Source organism: Rhodococcus sp. 320_ES (assembly GCF_059691855.1).
This window is the reverse complement of sequence record NZ_JCAWAG010000002.1, coordinates 139,619-159,276: the sequence shown is the minus strand read 5'-3', so window position 1 is coordinate 159,276 and position 19,658 is coordinate 139,619. Positions and strand designations below refer to the sequence as shown.

17 protein-coding genes and 1 tRNA gene are annotated in these 19,658 nt (G+C 66.5%); 3 read left to right on the top strand and 15 right to left on the bottom strand.

Annotated elements, in window-relative coordinates:
* Both AC59JP_RS07450 and AC59JP_RS07445 read right to left on the bottom strand, forming a co-directional pair.
* Positions 1-726: an energy-coupling factor transporter transmembrane component T family protein gene (locus tag AC59JP_RS07450; protein ID WP_497325094.1), complete on the bottom strand. Its 726-nt coding sequence runs from the start codon at positions 724-726 to the stop codon at positions 1-3.
* Positions 723-2,756, bottom strand: coding sequence for an ABC transporter ATP-binding protein (locus tag AC59JP_RS07445; RefSeq protein ID WP_497325093.1), 2,034 nt, complete (start codon positions 2,754-2,756; stop codon positions 723-725). Before AC59JP_RS07445 ends, AC59JP_RS07450 begins: the two co-directional genes overlap by 4 nt.
* 59 nt (positions 2,757-2,815) lie before the next feature.
* Between AC59JP_RS07445 and AC59JP_RS07440 the strand changes: the two genes are divergently transcribed.
* Positions 2,816-4,108 carry an MFS transporter gene (locus AC59JP_RS07440; RefSeq protein WP_497325092.1) on the top strand — a complete coding sequence of 431 codons (1,293 nt, stop codon included), beginning with the start codon at positions 2,816-2,818 and terminating at the stop codon, positions 4,106-4,108.
* On the opposite strand, the gene AC59JP_RS07435 is transcribed toward AC59JP_RS07440, so the two are convergent.
* The 3 genes from AC59JP_RS07435 to AC59JP_RS07425 form a co-directional block, all read right to left on the bottom strand.
* Positions 4,088-5,497 (bottom strand): DEAD/DEAH box helicase, encoded by a 1,410-nt coding sequence (locus AC59JP_RS07435; RefSeq protein WP_497325091.1) that lies wholly within the window; start codon positions 5,495-5,497, stop codon positions 4,088-4,090. The two genes, AC59JP_RS07440 and AC59JP_RS07435, sit on opposite strands and share 21 nt — an antisense overlap.
* A 238-nt stretch (positions 5,498-5,735) precedes the next feature.
* The gene (locus AC59JP_RS07430; RefSeq protein WP_497325090.1) at positions 5,736-6,269 is read right to left on the bottom strand and encodes an excalibur calcium-binding domain-containing protein; all 534 of its coding nucleotides are present in this window, start codon (positions 6,267-6,269) and stop codon (positions 5,736-5,738) included.
* A 79-nt stretch (positions 6,270-6,348) separates the two neighbouring features.
* On the bottom strand, positions 6,349-7,773 hold the full coding sequence (locus AC59JP_RS07425) for an APC family permease (RefSeq protein WP_497325089.1): 1,425 nt from the start codon (positions 7,771-7,773) through the stop codon (positions 6,349-6,351).
* A 33-nt stretch (positions 7,774-7,806) separates the two neighbouring features.
* Here AC59JP_RS07425 and AC59JP_RS07420 point away from each other — a divergent pair, with 33 nt between their 5' ends.
* Entirely contained in the window at positions 7,807-8,400 is a 594-nt protein-coding gene (locus AC59JP_RS07420; protein ID WP_497325088.1) for a TMEM175 family protein, read from the top strand.
* A 75-nt stretch (positions 8,401-8,475) separates the two neighbouring features.
* Here AC59JP_RS07420 and AC59JP_RS07415 read toward each other — a convergent pair whose 3' ends face one another.
* From AC59JP_RS07415 to AC59JP_RS07385, 7 genes are all read right to left on the bottom strand, one after another.
* Positions 8,476-10,005, bottom strand: a complete 1,530-nt coding sequence (locus AC59JP_RS07415) for an HNH endonuclease signature motif containing protein (RefSeq protein ID WP_497325087.1) — start codon at positions 10,003-10,005, stop codon at positions 8,476-8,478.
* A gap of 83 nt (positions 10,006-10,088) precedes the next feature.
* Positions 10,089-11,282, bottom strand: a complete 1,194-nt coding sequence (locus AC59JP_RS07410) for an FAD-dependent monooxygenase (RefSeq protein WP_497325086.1) — start codon at positions 11,280-11,282, stop codon at positions 10,089-10,091.
* 150 nt (positions 11,283-11,432) lie between these two features.
* Positions 11,433-12,035: a PadR family transcriptional regulator gene (locus AC59JP_RS07405; RefSeq protein ID WP_497325085.1), complete on the bottom strand. Its 603-nt coding sequence runs from the start codon at positions 12,033-12,035 to the stop codon at positions 11,433-11,435.
* A gap of 220 nt (positions 12,036-12,255) precedes the next feature.
* Positions 12,256-13,080: a class I SAM-dependent methyltransferase gene (locus AC59JP_RS07400; protein WP_497325084.1), complete on the bottom strand. Its 825-nt coding sequence runs from the start codon at positions 13,078-13,080 to the stop codon at positions 12,256-12,258.
* Positions 13,081-13,105: 25 nt separating this feature from the next.
* On the bottom strand, positions 13,106-13,633 hold the full coding sequence (locus AC59JP_RS07395; protein ID WP_497325083.1) for a hypothetical protein: 528 nt from the start codon (positions 13,631-13,633) through the stop codon (positions 13,106-13,108).
* 108 nt (positions 13,634-13,741) lie between these two features.
* Positions 13,742-13,814: transfer RNA gene (locus AC59JP_RS07390), tRNA-Arg, on the bottom strand.
* A gap of 130 nt (positions 13,815-13,944) precedes the next feature.
* Complete coding sequence (locus AC59JP_RS07385) at positions 13,945-14,823, bottom strand: phosphotransferase (protein ID WP_497325082.1); 879 nt, start codon at positions 14,821-14,823, stop codon at positions 13,945-13,947.
* Between AC59JP_RS07385 and AC59JP_RS07380 the strand changes: the two genes are divergently transcribed.
* Positions 14,822-15,040 (top strand): winged helix DNA-binding protein, encoded by a 219-nt coding sequence (locus AC59JP_RS07380; protein ID WP_497325081.1) that lies wholly within the window; start codon positions 14,822-14,824, stop codon positions 15,038-15,040. The genes AC59JP_RS07385 and AC59JP_RS07380 overlap by 2 nt on opposite strands.
* Before the next feature lie 7 nt (positions 15,041-15,047).
* Here the strand turns inward: AC59JP_RS07380 and AC59JP_RS07375 are convergent, their stop codons facing one another.
* The 3 genes from AC59JP_RS07375 to AC59JP_RS07365 form a co-directional block, all read right to left on the bottom strand.
* Positions 15,048-17,459 (bottom strand): FtsX-like permease family protein, encoded by a 2,412-nt coding sequence (locus tag AC59JP_RS07375; RefSeq protein ID WP_497325080.1) that lies wholly within the window; start codon positions 17,457-17,459, stop codon positions 15,048-15,050.
* Between the two features lie 77 nt (positions 17,460-17,536).
* Entirely contained in the window at positions 17,537-18,244 is a 708-nt protein-coding gene (locus tag AC59JP_RS07370; protein WP_497325721.1) for an ABC transporter ATP-binding protein, read from the bottom strand.
* Positions 18,245-18,289: 45 nt separating this feature from the next.
* Entirely contained in the window at positions 18,290-19,489 is a 1,200-nt protein-coding gene (locus AC59JP_RS07365; protein ID WP_497325720.1) for a PucR family transcriptional regulator, read from the bottom strand.
* Positions 19,490-19,658 lie beyond the last annotated feature (169 nt).

Below are 19,658 nucleotides of genomic sequence, written 5' to 3'. Positions count from 1 at the left end.
TCACAAACTAGCCCCGAGGAAGCCGAGTGCGCACATGCCCAGCACCAGGACCAGTGCGGCGGCGTCGGCAGCTTCGGGTCGGCGCCGGTCCCTCGTGATTCGCCCGGACCCGCCGCGCACCTCGATCGCCTCGGCCATCTCCGTGGAGCGCCGAATCGCTGTGGACACGACGGCGGTGAGGGCGTCGACGAGAAGCGAGTCGACGTTGCGGAACGTGTTGCGCCGCAACCGGCGTGCGGCAAAAAGTGTGTAGATCTCGTCGACGAGCAGCGGCAGGGCGCGCAGGCACAGCGTGAGCGAGGCCGCCCATTCGTCGACGGGGGCGCCGAGTCGGCGCAGGGGAGACGCCAGTCGCGCGACGGCCGGTGCCACCTCGGCCACCGGTGTGGTCCAGGCGACGGTGATCGACGCCCACAGGATGACGAACGTGAAGAGCAGACCGCGGCCGTAGGTGGCGAGAGCGTCGAGACCGAGAACGAGGTTGATCGCACCGCCGAACGCCACCAGCGCCCACAACCACCAGGGAGGTCGCGGGAGTGCCAGGGGAGTGATCCGGGCTACGGTCATGCAGATCAGCAGCAGTGCTGCGACTGCGGCCAGCATCGACCACGAGGGCTGAAGGAGAAGCGAGACGCTGATCGCGGCGACGGACACCAGCTTCGTGCCCGCCCAGAGTCGGTGGACCACGCTGGTGCCCGGAACTTCGCGCAGCAGGGTGCCTTTCATGCGGTGACCCCCTCGGGTGTCCCGACCAACGAACCGGCCTCGAGCGTGACGGTTCGTGTTCGCACCGACTCCATGCCGTCGAGGTCGTGCGAGATGACGACGAGGGTCAGTCCGGACCGTCGGAGATCGGCCAGCAGGCCGGTGATTTCACGTCGACCCGGAGGATCGAGTCCGGCCAACGGTTCGTCGAGGATCAGGACCGTCGGCCGTCTGATCAACAGCCCCGCCAACGCGACTCGCCTCATCTGGCCGCCGCTCAGTTGATCGATGCGCCTCCCGGCGATCATGCGATCCAGACCGACGGAATCGAGTGCATGCGAGACGTCGCGCGAGCCCACTTCGGGGCCACCCGCTGCGGCGATGTCCTCGCCGACCGTCCGTCGCTGCAGCTGCAGACGCGCGTGTTGGAACGACAGGGCCACCGTGCCGACCTTCGCGGAGATTCGGGCGCCGTCGACGGTCGCCGTCCCCTCCGACGGGGTGACGAGGCCGGCCATGATCCACGCGAGTGTCGACTTGCCGGAACCATTTCCGCCGACGATCAGGACTCCCTCGCCGCGATGGACGGCGAGGTCGACCGACGTCAACGCCCTTGTCGCCCACGGTGTTCGGCGGGCATACACGTGTCCCACCCCGCGCAGTTCGAGGACGATCGGGCCGCGCCCGGGAGTCTCGGCGAGAGGCGGATGCATCGGCGCCGGTGCCATCCAGTCACTGCGATGATCCACCACCCGGCCACCGTCGAGGCGCACGACCCGATCGGCCCGCTCGGTCTCGGCAATGCGGTGGGTGATGAGCACGACGGACATCTCGTGTCGCCTCGGCAGACCGGCGAGCACGTCGACCAGGTGGCGCTGCCCGGCCGGGTCGATCATGGCGGTGGCTTCGTCGGCCACGAGCAGTCGCGGCCGACGCGCCAGTGCTGCGGCGACGGCGAGACGCTGCAGTTCGCCGCCGGAGAGCCCCGACGTCTCGCGGGCGGAATACCCGGCGAGTCCGACTTCGGCGAGCAACTCCTCGACCCCGTCGGCGTCGGGCTGTTCGTCGATCGGCAGGCCCCACACCACGTCGTCGGCGACGCGCGATCCCAGCACCTGGGTTTCCGGGTGCTGCAGGATCAACGCCGTGCCTCCTCGCAGACCGAGGCCGGGAGCGCCGGGACGCTCGACCGTGCCCGCGGTCGGTTCCGTGCCGACGAGAAGGCGCGCCAGCGTCGACTTTCCGGACCCGTTGGCGCCGACGACCGCCACGAACTCTCGATCGCGGATCTCGAGGTCGACGTGGTCGAGGGCGTCGGCGCGCGCACCGGGGTAGCGGTAGGACACGCCGCGCAGCCGCACCGGAAGGGGACCGACGGGACCGTCGGTAGCCGGGCCGAGCGAGTCGACCTGCTCGAGCCCGTCGAGTCGATCGAGAATGGCGGACAGGACGTACCAGGCGAAGACGGCACTGATGACGGTTCCCACGAACGTCGAGGCGAAGACCGCAATCCACCAAAAGCGCAGAACGGTCGACGCGCCGTCGGCGAAGGCGGTGGCTACCTCGGCAAGTGCGCTGAACCGGGCCAACAACTCGGACAGACCGCGGATCGAATTGTCGATGACGCTGATGATCAGCGTGCGGAGAGGTTCCAGCAGAAACAACAGACCGGTGGTCAGAGCGCCGAACGCCACCCCCGCCAGAACCGACTGCGCGAGAACGGCAACGATGCTGCCACCGCGTCGTTTCGTGCGGCCGACGATGCCGCCGATGACGGCGGTGATGACCATCGAGATCACGGCCCCGGTACCGGAGGCGACGAAGGCAACCACCACGGCGCCCGTCGCCGCCACGGTCAGCGCGCGGAGACGGTGACGTTGCGCGATCACGGCGAGCGGAACGATCGCGATGAATTGCAGTGCACCCGCGGCGGGAACCAGCTCGCCGACCACCGAGAAGGCCACCGCAAGCGCGGCCATCACCGAACCGGTGGCAAGTTCGGCGGGACGCAACGCCGTCCGTTTTGCGTCGTTCGAGGCATTGCGTGTCACGACATCGAGTGTGCCACCGCCGGGTGGAACCGCACGCCCGGCGCTAGACTCCCCGTCTGATGTCACAGCTACGGGCCGACGATCCACCACGATTTCACCGTGCATGGATCGTCGCTGCGGTGGCGTTCCTTGCGCTCGTGGGCGCCGCGGGTTTCCGCGCCGCGCCCAGCGTTCTGATGGTGCCGATTCAGGACGAGTTCGGATGGTCCCGCGGGGTGCTGTCCACCGCCGTCGGCATCAACCTGCTGCTGTTCGGCCTGACCGCCCCGTTCGCCGCCGCACTGATGGAACGGTTCGGAATTCGCACCGTCACCGCGTGCGCGCTCACCGTGGTCGCGGTGGGAAGCGGAGCGAGCACGCTGGTCACGGCGCAATGGCAGATCGTGCTGACGTGGGGCATCCTGATCGGCCTGGGAACCGGCTCGATGGCGCTGGTGTTCGCCGCGATGATCACCGATCGGTGGTTCGTGCGTCGCCGCGGGTTGGTCTCCGGAATTCTCACGGCAGGCAGTGCGACGGGCCAGCTGATCTTCCTGCCGGTCATCGCCGAACTCGCCACGAACGTCGGATGGCGAGTCGCGTCGCTGGTCGTCGCGGCCGGAGCGTTGGTCGTCGTCCCCTTCGTCCTGGCGTTCCTACGCGACTCTCCTGCAGACGTCGGCCTGCTGCCGTACGGCGCAACCTCGGCGCCCGACAAGCCCGTGACACAGGGAAATCCTGCTCGACGCGCCATATCGGCTCTACTCGACGCAAGCCGCGTCCGAACGTTCTGGGCGCTCGTCGCCGGATTCGCGATCTGCGGCGCGACGACCAACGGACTCATCGGCGTCCACTTCATCCCGTCGGCACACGATCACGGCATGCCACAAACCACCGCGGCAGGGCTGCTCGCGGTGGTGGGGGTGTTCGACATCGTCGGGACGATCGCGTCGGGGTGGCTCACCGATCGCTTCGACCCGCGGATCCTGCTCGGCGCGTACTACGCGTTCCGTGGCGCAGCCCTGCTGTTCCTGCCGGCGCTGCTGTCCGACTCGCTGCACCCGAGCATCGCGTTGTTCGTCGTGGTCTACGGCCTGGATTGGGTGGCCACGGTTCCGCCGACGATCGCACTGTGTCGCGAAGTCTTCGGGGCCAGCGGTCCCTTGGTGTTCGGCTGGGTGTTCGCGGCGCACCAGATCGGCGCCGGCGTCGCATCGGTGGCGGCCGGCGTCGTCCGAGACGCCACCGGCCACTACACCTACGCGTGGTTCGGTGCGGCGGCGCTGTGCGCGGTCGCCGCGGTGATCAGCGTCGGAATCGCCCGTCGACCGAGTGATTCCGACGCCGACGAATCAGCCCCGGTACCCGGCTGACTCGCTCCGTCCATAAGGCTGGCTCGAGCCACCGGAACCCGACCGTCCACCCGAGCTTCCTGCGGGGCGACGACGACGGCCGCCCGTGGAACCTCCGGCGCCACCGCCGGTCGCGGCGCGCGCACCTCCGCGGCTTCCGCCGGAACGTCCGCGTCCCGCGCCCTGCTTCTGCGGCTGAGCGGGAGCCTTCGGGGCCGGCTTGACGTAAGCGGCTTCTTCGCCGACCAAGGTGGTGACCTGGTCGGATTCCGCGGTGACCCGAGTGGGCGCCACGTCGATCTTCGCCTTGCGCATCAGCAGGTTCAGGTCGCGACGCTGCTCCGGCAACACGACGGTGACGACGTCTCCGGCGCTGCCCGCGCGCGCTGTGCGCCCGCTGCGGTGCAGGTAGGCCTTGTGCTCGGCGGGTGGGTCGACGTGCACGACCAGTTCGACGTTGTCCACGTGCACACCGCGAGCCGCCACGTCGGTGGCGACGAGAACCCGCGCGTCGCCGTTGGAGAAGGCGAGGAGGTTGCGGTCACGTGCGGCCTGCGACAGGTTTCCGTGCAGGTCGACCGACGGAATGCCGGCCTCGGTGAGCTGCCGGGCGAGCTTCTTGGCTTGGTGCTTGGTGCGCATGAACAGGATGCGGCGGCCGTTGCCCGACGCCAGGCGCTGCACCAGAGCCTTCTTCGAGTCGACGCCGCCGACCTCGAAGATGTGGTGGGTCATGGCCGCGACGGGCGAGTTCTCGTCGTCGACCGAGTGCTGAACCGGGTTGTCGAGGAAGCGCTTGACCAGCTTGTCGACGCCGTTGTCCAAGGTCGCCGAGAACAGCAGACGCTGACCGTGCGACGGCGTTGCAGTCATGATGCGCGTGACGCCGGGCAGGAAGCCGAGGTCGGCCATGTGGTCGGCCTCGTCCAGCACGGTGATCTCCACGTCGTCGAGGTTGACGAAGCGCTGCTGCATGAGGTCTTCGAGACGACCGGGGCAGGCGACGACGATGTCGACTCCGCGGCTCAATGCCGTCGTCTGCCGAGCCTGCGACACACCACCGAAGATGGTCGTGACGCGCAGGTTCGCTGCCATCGCGAGAGGTTCGAGAGCGGCAGCGATCTGAGTCGCCAACTCGCGGGTGGGGGCCAGGATCAGTCCGCGGGGACGACCGGCGGGCCGAACTCCCTTGGCGCTGTCACCGAGTCGAGAAATCATCGGGATGGCGAACGCGAGAGTCTTTCCGCTGCCGGTCTTTCCGCGTCCCAGCACGTCGCGGCCTGCGAGCGTGTCGGGAAGGGTGTCGGCCTGGATGGGGAAGGGTTCCTTGATTCCGGCGGAGGACAGCGCACGAACGAGACGTTCGCTGACACCGAGGGACGCAAAGGTAGGGCTTGAAACAGAAGTCATGAAGAGTTCGAGTGCCTTTCGGGGCATCGGCGCGCCCGACTTCGAGCGCGCAACTGGCGAGACTGCCGGTGGGCAGTTCCGATCGCCGTAAGAAGAGCTCGTGCGGTGAGTAACCGAATCGTCCCCGTAGGGATGCGTTTCCACGACGTTGGCCGCGCACCGTGGCGCGACACAGTTGACTATACCCGCCGAACGCCAGTTGTCTGACAGGTCGGGGGAGTGGTGCTGCTCACCGGGCCTAGGTCTCGCAGGCCACGCCGTCCTTGTCGCGGTCGAGTTTGGTGGAGTAGCCGGGTTCGCCCGCGTAGATGGGAGCCGCGCCCGCCGCCCGCACCTCTGCGCAGCTGCCGTAGAACACCGACGAGGGCGCAACGGGCGCCGGAGCGACGGGAGCGGGAGCGGGAGCTGGAGCAACCGGCGCCGGTGCAACGAACGGGACCGGCGCCGGTGCAACGAACGGGACCGGCGCCGGGACGTAGGGCCTGTCCAGGTCGACGTCGGAGTCCACCGCCGGCGGCACGACGATCACCTCGGTCGAGGTCGTGGTGACAGGAGTGGTCGTGGTCGGAGCAGGTGTCGTGGTCCGGCTGGTCGTGGTCGGCTTTGTCGTGGTCGGCTTTGTCGTGGTTGCGGTCGTCGTGGATGTGACCGTCGGCAGCGGGGCGACGCTGGGGGCCGCCGGTTGGGACGTATCGGTGGCGCCGCAACCCGAGAGAACGAGCAGGGCGCCGGTGACGGCTGTGCAGGACAGAACAAGGGCGCGGAGGTTCACGGTGCGTGCTTTCGTCGAAGTGTCACCGACCCCCGCGGGTGATGTGTCGCGAGAAGTGTCGCACAGAACAGACCGATCGTTACGTCTCGGTCCTCAACGTCGCTGCCGCCACGTTCTTGTATCGCTCCGGTGAGACGCGACGGATGCGCAGCGCGACACCGACCCCTGCCAGCGCAACCAGAATGAGCACCACCGGAATCGCGTTGACGACCGCGGAGTCGGAACCGGTGAGGGTGCTGTAGTGAATTCCGGCGAGCACCAGTCCGGAGCCGAGCCCGACGAACCCGATCGTGGGCGCAATCTTCGTGCGCCACAGCGATCCGTCGTCGCGATTCCAGAAGAAGACCACCACCGACAGAGCGGTCGAAGCTTGGAGCGCGATGATCCCCAGCGTTCCCAGACCGATGGCGCCGGCCGCGACCACCAGGTACGGGTCCGATCCCGCCACCGCGAACACGACGATCACCACCGCGGTGATGGTGCTGACCGTCATGCTGCCGATGTGCGGGCTGAAGTGCTTCGGGTGAAAGCGGCCGAGAGTCGACGGCAGCACCCGCTCGTACCCCATGGCGAACAGGTAGCGGCTCGCCGCGTTGTGTAGAGCGAGGTAGGACGCAAGAACGCTGGTGCACAACAGAATTGCGGTTCCGTCGTAGAGGACGACCCCGCCGTACTCCCGGGCGAGGGTGAACAACAGATTGCCCAGTTCGGTGCGCGCCAGGTCGGACGCGCCGGCTCCACCCGCGGCGCCGACGATGATCCAGCTCGTCACCACGTAGAACACGGCGATGACCGAGACGGCGATGTAGGTCGCACGGGGAATACTGCGCCTCGGGTCCTTCGTTTCCTCCCCGTACAGTGCAGCGGATTCGAAGCCGATGAAGCTCGAGAACGCGAACATCATTGCAATACCAAGGGATCCGCTGAACACCTGACTGGGTGTGAAGGACTCGAGCGGTAGGGCGGCAGGTCCCTTGTCCGAGACCACCAGCAGATCGAACACCGTCAGAAATGCGAATTCCAGTGCCATCAGAACGCCGAGCACTTTGGCGGAGAGGTCTGCATTGCGAAAGCCGAGCGTTGCGACGATGGCAATGGCAACGGCAGTGAAGACGTACCAGGGAATGTCTATTCCCGAGTCCAACAGGACCAATCGGGTGAAATACCCGAATGCGGCAGAAAGGCCACACGCAAGAGAGATGTAGGCGACGACCGCGACGTAGGCCGCTGCGACCGCGGGGGGTTTGCCGAGCGCCAGCCCGACATACGTGTAGAAGGCGCCGGTGTTGAACACCTGTTGGCTGATCGCCGAGAAGCCGACCGAGAAGCACAGCAGTACAACCGAACTCAGAAGGAACGCCGCAGGCAAGCCGGCGCCGTTCCCGCGGATGAGGGCGAGGGGAACGTTGCCGATCATGGCGGCCATGGGTGCGGCCGCAGCGATGACGAGGAAGACGACGCGGCCCGTCGTCAATGTTCGTCGATCGCCCTGCGTACTGGTCATACTCTGCAAGCTACCTTGACGGACAATGGCCGCATGGTTTATCACCGCGGCTTCGATCGAGTCGTCAACTTCAGCGATGCAGTGGTCGCGATCGCGGCAACACTGCTCATTTTGCCTTTGGTGGATATCGCCACCCCCGAGAGCGGGCAGAGTGTGTTTGCCCTGTTGCGCGACCACAACGACGAAGTGTGGGCATTCGTGTTGACCTTCGCCGTGATCTGCCGGCTGTGGGTGGTGCAGCACCGCGTCTTCCGTACTCTCGTCGGCTACACCGGCGCGCTCGTCGCGGTGAACTTTCTGTGGTTGCTTTCTGTTGTCTTCCTTCCGTTTCCGAGCAAGCTGATCGCCAAGGGCAGCGAAGAGTTTCCGGGCTCCGCCAGCATCTACGTCGGCACGATCGCTCTGGCCACCGGTGCGTCGCTGCTGGCCCGCGTCATCGTCAGGCGCACCCCCGAACTCGAGGCTGAGGAGGAGCGGGGGTCGGTGTCGGTGGGACGCGCCGTGGTCACCTTCCTTCTCATGCTCGTCGCCTTCGCGGTGTCGTTCACTCCCGTCGGCCTGTTCTCTCTCGTTGCGTTGTTCCTGGAAAGGCCGGCGACCCTGGTCGCTCAGTCGATTCGTCGGTAGGAACGCCACGCCTTCGAGCTTGCTCGCCCGGTGCATCACGAACAAGAGGACAGACTTCTCCCTCGGGAGTTGTTGTCAAACTTGCTCTTCCGGTGGGTACAACAGTTCTTGTGGGTGGTGGAAGTGGTTCACCCGTCCCGTTCGAGACCTGTCCCATGCTGTCGGTGGGTGCCACAACGTTCTCCCCGGATAGGGATGATTGTCGCCGGCAATCGTTGTGGCCCAGTCGTTGTCGCCCGGCCCCACGATGCGGTGATGCTCCTCGCACGCCAACGTCAGCGTGTCGATGTCGGTCATCCCGTCGTCGACCACCCATTCGTCGGTGTGGTGCACCTGGCACCACACCCCCGGTTTCGAACACCCGGGAAACGTGCACCCGCGTTCGGTGGCGTAGAGGACCATCCGCTGATCCTCGGATCCCAATCGCTTGGTCCGCCCGAAGTAGAGCGGCCGCTCGTGCTCATCGAGTAGCAGTAGGAACGCGTGCTGGCCGGATGCCATCCGCAGCGCATCACGCACCGGAATAGTCGATCCGGTTGCCGTGAGCGCCACCCCGGATGCCTTTTCGAGCTGATCGAGAGTCATCGTCACGATCGGCACGCAACGCACACCACGGTGCGTACCGGCCTGCCCCGAAGCGAGGTACGACCGCAGAATCACCTTCAGCGCGTCGTGGCGACGCTCACCGGCGGACCGCAGATCCCAGTGCGGTGGTGTGGCATTGGTGCGGGAGGTGTCGGCGGGGTCTGCGCCGGTCACGTCAGCCTCGGTGTCGTCAGCCTCGGTGTCGTCGAGGCCAGAATGGCCCAGGTCCAAGTCCAATCGGTCGTCCGCGTCCGGCCGAGGCTCCTCGTCAACGCCAGCCTCCGTCCCCGTCCCCGCCCCCGGCTTCCCGAGCTTCGCGCCCATCGCCTCGGCCATCGCGAGCGCCTCCGAATCGAGCAGAAACTTCCCCGGCGTCAAACCGTCTTTACCCTGCTTGCCGTAGAACACGAACGGCGTCCGCTTCTTCTCCGGGCGGTCCTCGGGCGCCTGGCCGTCCTCATCGATCAACCGCGCCAGTCGATCTGCCGCAACACCGAACTCCCGCGGCCGCAACGATCGCGACAAGGCACCCAACTGCGCCTCCGCGTCGACACGGGTCTGCGGGTCGACCTCGTCGGACAGCTCGGAGAAGAACCCCGCCACGATCGACACGTGCTCGTCGCCGATCACACCGTCGCGCACTGCCGCCGCCGTCTCCGGAAACAACGGCTCGGTCGTCTCCCCGGACGGCAGCGTCCGAGGTGCCACCCTCTGCGCGGCCTTGATCCGCTTGGATGCCGCCGAGGTGGAGCAGTTCAACCACGTCCCGATGGTGTGCGGGGTGGATCCCGACACCCCCACGAACCCACCGGTGTCGAGGATCTGCGCCAACCAAGTGTTCGATGCCCCCTCCAACACGCGGCCCAGACGAACGGCTTCCGCCCAGACCTTCTGCAGATCCTCCGTATCCAGCATCGACGATTGCGCATCGGTCAGTGCGAGCACCGACTTCTGCGCGGCAGCAAGCAGATCGGCAAACACGACGTCGCCGACCTCATCTGCTGTTCCCCCCGAAACCATGCCGCACAGTAACGCCCACCACCGACAATTTTCGAACAGGTGTGCGAACGACTCTGATTGCGAGCGACATGTGCAGTTATCTCTCAGTTGACTTCGAGCCGCTCGTCCCAGTCGATGACGTACCGCTGCTCGGGTCCCATCTGCTTCTCGACGTTCATGAGCTTCATGCCGAGCGGCATCAGCGCCGTCATGATCTTCCGACCGATCGGGCCCGGGGTCTTCGAGTGGTTGATCCGGGCGCCACGTTTCGCAATGGTTTCGACCCGCCGTCGCCGCAGCGCTTCGTACGTCCGGAATGCTGTTTCGGGATCGGCGGTGTCGCGAACACACCGAGCCAGCTCCACCGCACTCTCGATGGCCAGTGATGCACCCTGGCCGGTGCTGTTCGACGGTGCGTGCACGGCGTCGCCAATAAGCACCATGCGCCCCCGAAACCAGTGGGGCACAGGCGGCATGATGTGGATGGCTCCGAGTACCTCGAGGGAACTCGCTGTGGTGTTATGCGCCAGTGCCTCACCCGGGTCGTCGCCGGCGTAGGTTTCGCGCAGAGTGTCGACCCAGTCGTCGGAGGGCACACGACGCGCCTCGGTCAGCGACATGTAGTGCTTCGATGGAAGATTGGCGCCCCACGCCACTCGGCCGTCCGGCATCGACCAGTACAGGTAGTAGGCACGCCGACCGAAAGCGAAGGTCATGGTCGACGGTTGCAGGTCGATGCCGGCGTCCACGATGCCGCCGAATCCGAGCAGCCCCGTGAACTGTGCTGCGGGTGCGTGCGGATCGATGAGCGCGCGGACCGTCGACCGGACACCGTCGGCACCGACGAGGACGTCGGTACTGGCGGTGCTGCCGTCGTCGAACACCGCGGTGATCCCGTCGGCTGCCTCGTGCACGACCGTCAATCGCTTGCCGTACTCGAACCGAACACCGGAGGCCGCCGCGTGGTCTCGAAGTACACGATGCAGATCTGTGCGGTCGAGCATGTACATCGGCTCGACCCCGTCGAGCGAGGGCAGCGGTCCGAGGTCCTTGTTGCCCACTTTCATCGTGGTCGTGGCGATCGGAAAGCCAACGCCGCGAACGGCATTGCCGACCCCGGTCACGTCGAGAGCTGCGAGCCCGTTGGGAGCCAGCGCCAGCGCGCTGCCGATGCCGTTCGATTGTTCGCCGTATGCCTCGTACACCGCCGCGTCGATGCCTGCCTTGCGTAATGCGGTCGCGGTGACGGGGCCGGCGATGCCGCCGCCGATCACCACTGCTGTGTTGATTCCGGTCATGCGAGTACTCCGTTCATGGGGAGACGAGTCGCCCGCATCACGAATCCGGATATGGTGAGAGTGCCGCCTCGGGTCCGGGTTCGTCTTGCACGGGCGTGGGTTCGAGGAAAGGTCCCGGACGCGGTGTTGCCGCACCGCTCCGGGGCCGGGTCAGTCTTCTGCCGTCGGGCGCCCCCGCTCTTCGTAGTAGGCCGCCCACGCGTCGAGGCCGGGGAGAGTTCCGTCGGTGAGTTCGGTCAACAGGGAACGCACCCACAAGATTTCGGCCTGAAGAAGCGCGGTCGCGTATTCGTCCTCGATCAGGAACAGGCGCGGGATGTCCGGCGACGTGTGAGACGACATGGCCGCTTGCTGCTCGAGAGCGTCAAGCCGACGGGTCAGCGCGGCCGTTGCGTCGTCGGGTCCCAGGGCGGCGAGCATGGAGAGTCCGGCCGCGAATTTCGGGCGTTCGTGGTGCGGTGTCGACACCAATTCCTCTGTCCACTCGATCATCTCGCGACGCCCGGCGTCGGTGATGCGGTAGATGGTGCGTTCCGGCCGCGAGCCCTGGCGGTCGACACCCGTCGCTTCGAGCAGGCCGTGCTTCTCCATGTTCTGCACGACGGTGTACAGCGATCCCCACTTGACTGCCATGTCCTGGTCTTTGCTGCGTTCGCGCATGACCTTGGCCATCTCGTAGCGGTGCATCGGCCGTTCCTGAACGACGGACAGGACGGCGAGGGCCGTCAGGTTGTCCACCTTGCGCTTCTGCATCGTCGCCATCCTTTATTTGTCGACGAATATACGCGCACGAATAAAGACCGGCAAGACTTCATTCTGGGATGATCGGGCTATCCGAGAAGGGTCGGGTGCGCGCGGCTGTGCACGACGGTGGTCATGGCCACGGAGATCGACGGTGCGCGCTTGGTCCCGCTACCCGGATGCGGTCACCAGTACCCACCGCAACCGTTGTGGGACAGAGTGATCGAGGAGATCATCGCGCTCGCGGACCGCTGACCGTCGCCGCCACGATGCGGCTGGGTCGGAGGACCTCGACATCGGATGGACCGTCGCAGTATTCGCCGACGACGGCGACCGCCGAACGGTCGTCGAGGTCGGAGAAGCCGTGATCTCGCAGTTCGGCTGCCACGGAATCGGGAGTCAGCAATCCGTTCCACGGTTCACCGGCCGCGGCGAGACGGTCTGCCCGACGTTGCAAGTCAGCTCGATCGGGCTCGGTGTCGGGCTGCGTCAGGTAGTCGAAGACAACAGTGGACGGTGGGGCCTGTCCGGCGATGTAGTCCAGAGTGGCGCGGAGGGCGTCCGACGTCAGGTAGTACACGACACCGAGCCACGTGAACACTGCGGGACGCTCGCGATCGAATCCGGCGGCGGCCAAAGACTCTGCCAGCGAATCCTTTTCGAAGTCCATGGGCACGAACGTCGCCGCCTCCGCGATACCCGCTTCGGAGAGCCGTCGACGCTTCCACGCCTGGGTGGCCGGGTGATCCACCTCGAACACTCGGACGCCGGGGTGAGGATTTCGATCGGCAAAGGTGTCCATGCCGGCCCCGAGAACGACGACCTGACCGACGCCGGCCGCCGCAGAGTCGGCGATACGGTCCTCGGCGAATCGTGCTCGGGCGGCGAAGAACAGCCGTCGGGGGCGGTCGCACGCCGCTTCCGCCTCCGACTCGGGCACACCCACCAGACGCCCCACCACCGGGTCGACGAGTATTAGCGGCTCGTCGACCACTTGGTGATAGGCGCGAGCGCGTGCGGTTGCGAGAGCTGTGCTGCTCGGAGATGCATCGTCCACGCAGTTGACGTTAGCGCCCCACAGTTCAGCGAGAGCGCAACGCCCGCAACCAAATCGGGACAAAGCGGGCAGTCATGTACGCCAGTGGCCCGACGGCGAGGCTCCACTTCGCGACGGCCAGGCCCGACGCCGCGCGCACGGTGGTGTCGGTGACCGCAGTGTCGTCGTCGAGCATCTTCAGTCGAAACAGGTTCTCCGTGATGTCGGCAGCGGCACCGACACACGGGCCGACCGTCAGAAGCTTCTCGACGGTCGGGGAGAGGGGCGTCAACTGCGCGAGTCGCTGCCCGCCCGTGCGCAATGCGATCGCGTACAGCAGGGGGTGTCCGAAGTTCGGGATGTAGTGACTACGCAGCTTGGCCTTGGTCTTCGGATTCAGTCGCGACACGGAACGGCGGTACGCCGCGGCCGACGGCGACGTCTGGATTTCCCGGTAGACCGCGCCCGCGGACGGGCCGACCATGCGAATGATGTTGAGCTCGGACAGGGCGTATGCGGTGCCGAATCCGATGAGCTTCTTGTCGATGGGTTCGAGCTGGGTGGTCAATGACATGCGGAGAAACTAGCCGCGAAACAGCGCTTCATGATCATGCTCGCGCAGAGTCCGTGTGGTCTCACAGACGAGGTTCGAATGTGCAGGAGGAGATCACGCAGGGGGTTGTGCCCTCGGCAGGATTCGAACCTGCGACCTACCCTTTAGGAGAGGGTTGCTCTATCCCCTGAGCTACGAGGGCCGAGCCCGGCGAGCCGGGTCAACGGTGAGCACTCTACCGGGATTCTCGGACGGGGAGCCCCGCCAGGTGACGAAGAGTGGAACATTCGACTCGCTCACCGGGACGAATGTTCCACTCTTCCGACCGGCTCCTACAACCCGATGGCACTGAGCAGGTGATCGAGCATGATGGCGTGCTCGCGCACCAACGGGTCGAGCGTGTCGGGTGCTTCATCCAGGTGCTCCAGAGGTACCGCCCCTATGCCGATGGCGATGGCCGCTTGGATGGCGTGCGCGCGGCGCAGTGCGTCGGGCGCGATGTCGACGCCGCCGTCGGCCAGGCCTGCGCGGTAGCCGTCGAGTGCAGCGTCGCGCCGCGTGGGCAGATCACCGGCGCCGATTCGTCCGAGCTCGATGTCGCTGAGCAGCAACTGGCTCAGGTCGAATCCGATCCTGCCCCTACCGAAGAAAGCCCAATCGATGGCGACCGTCCCGCCGGCGTCGGTCAGCAGATTGTTGGGGCATGCGTCTCCGTGCGCCGCGAGCAACGGGAGGGCCTCGATCTCGTCGATGAGAGACGGTCCGTGGTCCACGAGGTTCATCAGACGGGTGCGTAGCTGGGGCGTGAAATGCGTCGCGACGGCGGGGTGGTCGAACACCGAGCCGTCGGAGTAGGCCGCCACGTACTGAGCTCGGAGTCGGCCTTCAAAGTAGACCCTGGCCTGTCGCGGTCCGGAGACGTGACCGATGTCGTCGGCGATGTCCTGGACCGCACCTGTAGCAGCGAACCGCCCGAGCAGGCGCGCGGTGTCACGAAGGTAACGGAGGGTCCACTGCGTCGTGGTCACGTCGACGGCTTCGATCCAGATCGCGGACGATTCGTCGTCGATCCTGTTCACGCACAGGCACTTCGGCGTTCGCAGTCCGTCGGGCAGGTGCGAGGCCAAGTCCGATCGGTAGACATCGGGCTCGACGCGCCACGGCAGGTTGGCTGCCGCCATCTCTCGAAACTCGGGCGGGATCGACGCCATGACGGGAGAGCGTGTGACCGACTGTGCGATCTTCGCGACGACGCGAAACTACCCGGCCGACGGTCGAGCAAAGGTTCTGCTGAGAACGGGTCGAGGCGATGACATCGTCCGGCGCGTACGTGCGGCGTTGGATGCGATCGAGCGCGAGTGGGCCGAACGCGTGGGTGAGGCCGACTACGCGGCGTTCCGCAGCGTGTTGGCTCGTCTGCAGCGGTAGGCGGGCATCAGTCCGCAGCAATCGCGTCCACGATCCCCAGCCGCGCCGCGTGCAGCGCCGGTGGGATGGAGCCGAGCAGGCTCAGCACCAGAGCAATCAGCCCGTAGATCAGCACCGACGGCCCCAGGGCGAAGGAGATCGCAATTCCGGTGCTGGCGCCGAGGATGAACGTGCTCAGATACTGCAACGCTGCACCGATCACCAATCCCAACAGCCCGCCGACGATTCCCACCGAGACCGCCTCGGCGAGCACCATTCTCGCCAGGGTGCCGCGATTTCCGCCCATGGCTCGGAGCACGCCGAGTTCGCGCCGCCGCTCGAGCACCGAGAGCATGAGGGTGTTGAGCAGAGCGATGGCGGCGACGAGCCCGACGATCCATTGCAGCGCAACCGCCAACGCGCCTGCCTGCGCGATGGATCCGCTCGCGCCGTCCAAGGCCTCCTGACCGGTGTACACGCTGAATTCGCGCGGAAGCTCGGAGACGAGTGCACGGTCGACCGCGGAGACATCGCCGTCGACGGTCACTTCCAGGTAGGTCGCTCCGGGCCGATCGAAGAATCGCTCCATGGAATCGGGTGAGATCGCCATGGTGCCGCCGGCGGCGTTGAGGTAGTCCACCAACGCCAGTACTTCGACGCGCTGAACGCCTGTCGGAGTCGGCAATTCGAGGTAGTCGCCCGCCGATACGCCCAGAGCCCGGCCGAGAGTCCGGGAGATGGCCACGCCGTCTCCGGCGAGAACTCGCGATCGAATGTCGGGGGTCAGCGCCGACAGGCTCACGGCGTTGCTGCCGTCGGCGACGGCCTGAATGGACACGAACTGATCACCGATCGTTGCGTAGGCCCACTGACCCTCGACGACGCGCGACACCCCGGGAGTCTGCCGAACCTGTTCCACCACAGCGGGATCGAGTGTGTCGCCCGCGGGTACTGCGTCCGGGCCCTGTAGTGAGACGTAGAGGTCGGTCCGGCTCAGCGAGGACAACGACTCGGTCGCGGAATTGGTCAAATCACTCAGTGCGCCCGACACTCCGACGCTCACCGCGACGGCGATCACGATCGTCATCACCGTCGCCCAGATGCGGCGGGGCGCGCGTTCGATGGTCGCGGTCGCGAGTCTGCCCGCACCGCCCCACTGTCGAGGAAGTTCGGCGGCGAGCTTCACGATCGGTTCGGTGCCCGCAATGCAGAGTGCGAGAACGCCGAACAGGAACACCGCTCCCGCTGCGAGTGCCAGCTGTCCCTCCACGGTGCGGGCGAACACCCACGCCCCGATCACTGCCGCCACCCCGAACACGCCTGCGGCGACGGTGAACCCGATCCGTCGCTGGGTTCGTGTCTCACCGCCGCCGACGGACAGGGCTTCGATGGGGGAGATGCGATACACCTGAACGGCTGCGAGCCCGGACGCGGCCACGCACGCCGCGACGCACGCGATCACCGCGACGGGAATCGCGAACGACGGCAGTACGTACTCGATTCGGGCGTCGAACGACTGGAGAAGGAACGGCGGCAGACTGCCGATTGCCGCACGGCCCATCAGAATTCCGATCGGAACCCCGACCGCTCCACCGATGAGTCCGATGATGGCGGCTTCGCCCAGCAGATCACGCACGATGGTGCCGCGCGTCCCGCCGATCGACCGCAGCAGAGCCAGGGTGGGTCGCCGTTTCGCGATGGTCATGTTCATCACGTTGAAGACCAGGAACCCGGCCACGACGAACGAGATGAGCGCGACCATGAGGGTCGCGTTACGGGTCAGGCTGAGGGCAGCGTTCGCGCGGTCGGCTCGAAAGTCGGTGTTGTTGACGGCAACTCGGCCCGCGACGGCGTCGTTGATCGCTGCCTTGACCGTCGCCGGGTCGGCACCGGCGTTGTCGACGACGAACACGGAGTCGATCTGCCCGGCCCGGTTCGTGATGGTCTGCGCCGCGGGAAGTGGCGCGACGACGAACATGCCCCCGTTGATCCGTTCGGCCCCCGGGCTGTCGATGGTGCCGACCACGGTGGACTGTGTCCCGTCGAGGGTGAGGGTGTCACCGGTCGACAGGCCCGTCGCGCTTCCGACCAGAACGCCGCCGGGCGTCGCCAGTGCGGACGGGTCGGCTGTGATGCCGTTTCGGAGATCGGAATCCAGCGCGGTGACGGACGGGTCCACGCCGAACAACTGCAGATCGCCGCTGCTCGAGGTGACCGTGCTGCGCAGCATCGGAACCGCAGCCTGCACACCGGGAACCGTTCGGATCACGTCGAGTTCGGTTGCGGCAAAACCGCTGTCGGTGACTCCGGTGATCTCGAGATCGGCATTGCCGGCGATCGACACCGCCAGACGCTCGACCGAACCCGTGAGCGAACCGTACGTCCCGAGGACCGCGATCAGGAGTCCGGCCGCAACGGCGATCACCGCGGTCGAGACCACGCTGCGCACCCAATGCGCGCGAAGGTCCCGTAGACCGAGAACTCGAAACCTACTGAAGGCGGTGCGGACCGGACCGATCAACGGCCGGAACCGGTCGAGGCGGAGAGAACATCGCTGTCGATGCGCCCGTCGATCATGCTGACGGTCCGATCGGTGAAGCGCGCGGCCTCGCGGTCGTGTGTCGCCATCACCACTGCGCGTGAGGAGTCGCTCCGGTGCGCGACGTCGGCGAGAATCTCGAGCACGCTGAGCGAGGTCGTGGAATCGAGGTTGCCGGTGGGCTCGTCGGCGATGAGCAGTGCCGGATCCATGATCAGCGACCGAGCGATGGCCACGCGCTGAATCTGCCCGCCCGACAACTGCGCCGGCCGATGCTCGGCGCGATGACTCAACCCGACCATGTCCAGCAGTGCCAGCGCCTCGGCTTTCGCCTTCTTGATCGGCAGTCCGTCGAGCAGCTTGGGAACGGCCACGTTCTCCCACGCCGACATGGTGGGCAGGAGATTGAAGAACTGGAAGACGAATCCGACTTGGTGTCGGCGGAACTCGGATTGTTCGTTGTCGCCGAGGGCCGTCACCTCGACTCCGTTGAACAGGATGGAGCCGGAATCCGGCGTGTCGAGCGCGCCGAGCATGTGCAGCAGGGTGCTCTTGCCCGCCCCCGACGGCGCGACGAGGGAGACGAATTGTCCACCCGTCAGCGTCAGGTCGATTCCGTCGAGAGCGCGTACGGGTTCCGCCCCGGTGCGATATTCCTTGACGACGTTCGAGAGCGTCAATTCCAACTCGGCCATACGGACGACGCTACTGGTCGGCGACGAAACTGCAGGTCAGGCGCCGATCGACGACCCTTCGAGGCGACGCGCGACGAGCGCTGCCTGCAGGTGGCGAATGCCCGACGGACGCGTCGGGTCGAAACCGGTGAGGTGGGCGATCCGCTTGAGTCGGTAGTCGACCGTGTTGGTGTGCAGGTGCAGTTGGCGCGCTGACCGCTGACGGTTGAGGTCGTGCGAGATATGAATCTCGAGGGTGTCCAACAGCTCCGGGTTGTTGTCGAGCGGCTCGAGAATCTTCATCAGGAACTTGCGGCCCGGTCCGGGGCGCGTCAGCTGGTACTCGAGGACGAGGTCGTTCATGCGGTAGACGCCCGGTCCGCGCCGCAGCTGCTGGCTGAGGTCGAGCAGTTCGTGGACCTGGTCGGCGGCGGTCGGGATGTCCGAGGTGGCAGCCTGCTCGACGGTCACCGTGACGGGGACCTCGGCCGCTGCGCTGATGCGTGCGACGAGGTCGTCGACCCACGCGTCGTCGTGCTGACCCGGGACCAGGACCGTTCCGCCCTCGGGACTGAGCATGGACAGTGGTGTGCGGCCGCAGACGATGGCGAGTTCGGCCTGCACGCGCCGCAGCTTGCGCCGCGCCGCGACCGGTCGCTGCACGGCCGGGTTCGACTCGTCGGGGTGCGGCGGAATGGACAGGGCGAGAACCAGATACGTCTCGGCGAGCTCGATACCCGACTGCCTCGCCATCGAACGCGCGTTGTGTCCGCTGAGCAGCGCGGTGACGAGAGTGTGTGCCGCCGTGTGGTGTTCGCTCGCGACCACCTGAAGTTCTTCGACGTAGCTCGTGGACGCCGCTGTCGACACCATCTCCGAGAGGGAGACGAAAGCCTTGGCCGCCTCCACCACATCGGCGATGTCGCCGGCGCCCGCGCGCTCGGCGACGAGATCCCACCCGATTTGGATTCCTTCGTGGTAGACGCTGAGTACGGACTGCAGCGGTACGCCTTCACGCGCCCACTGAGCCGCCCTGGACCCGAGTTCCGTGACTTCGGCCTCGGTCGGTCCGCGACGCTCGTCGAGCAGGCGGACGGCGAGCGTCAGGCACTTGACCGTGAACTCGGTGACGTCGCCGCGCAGCTGCTCGCCGGGAAGCGTGTGGCACGGGGTGTTGGCGGCGAAGTGGCCGACCATGCGGCGTGCGACGGATTCGAGATCACGCAGAGGAGTGGAGGCCGGCTCGCCGGCAACCATCAGGCCGGGTGCGCGCCTGCCGGCCACGCTGAGCCCGGGTCCGGCCTTCGCGGTGGCCTTGCCCACCGCGGCCTTCCCGGTGGCCTTGCCCGTCGAAGCCGAGTTCGCGGCCGTAGATAGGTTGTGAACGCTCACAGGTCATCCTCTCGTCGTACACCGACGCTGCCTA

Bases quoted from the DNA above. Each gene is read 5' to 3' on its own strand.
- AC59JP_RS07435 (WP_497325091.1), bottom strand. From the start codon at position 5,497: ATGACTTCTGTTTCAAGCCCTACCTTTGCGTCCCTCGGTGTCAGCGAA.
- AC59JP_RS07420 (WP_497325088.1), top strand. From the start codon at position 7,807: ATGGTTTATCACCGCGGCTTCGATCGAGTCGTCAACTTCAGCGATGCA.
- AC59JP_RS07450 (WP_497325094.1), bottom strand. From the start codon at position 726: ATGAAAGGCACCCTGCTGCGCGAAGTTCCGGGCACCAGCGTGGTCCAC.
- AC59JP_RS07415 (WP_497325087.1), bottom strand. From the start codon at position 10,005: ATGGTTTCGGGGGGAACAGCAGATGAGGTCGGCGACGTCGTGTTTGCC.
- AC59JP_RS07405 (WP_497325085.1), bottom strand. From the start codon at position 12,035: ATGCAGAAGCGCAAGGTGGACAACCTGACGGCCCTCGCCGTCCTGTCC.
- AC59JP_RS07395 (WP_497325083.1), bottom strand. From the start codon at position 13,633: ATGTCATTGACCACCCAGCTCGAACCCATCGACAAGAAGCTCATCGGA.
- AC59JP_RS07425 (WP_497325089.1), bottom strand. From the start codon at position 7,773: ATGACCAGTACGCAGGGCGATCGACGAACATTGACGACGGGCCGCGTC.
- AC59JP_RS07380 (WP_497325081.1), top strand. From the start codon at position 14,822: ATGACGGGAGAGCGTGTGACCGACTGTGCGATCTTCGCGACGACGCGA.
- AC59JP_RS07440 (WP_497325092.1), top strand. From the start codon at position 2,816: ATGTCACAGCTACGGGCCGACGATCCACCACGATTTCACCGTGCATGG.
- AC59JP_RS07410 (WP_497325086.1), bottom strand. From the start codon at position 11,282: ATGACCGGAATCAACACAGCAGTGGTGATCGGCGGCGGCATCGCCGGC.
- AC59JP_RS07365 (WP_497325720.1), bottom strand. From the start codon at position 19,489: ATGGTTGCCGGCGAGCCGGCCTCCACTCCTCTGCGTGATCTCGAATCC.
- AC59JP_RS07385 (WP_497325082.1), bottom strand. From the start codon at position 14,823: ATGGCGTCGATCCCGCCCGAGTTTCGAGAGATGGCGGCAGCCAACCTG.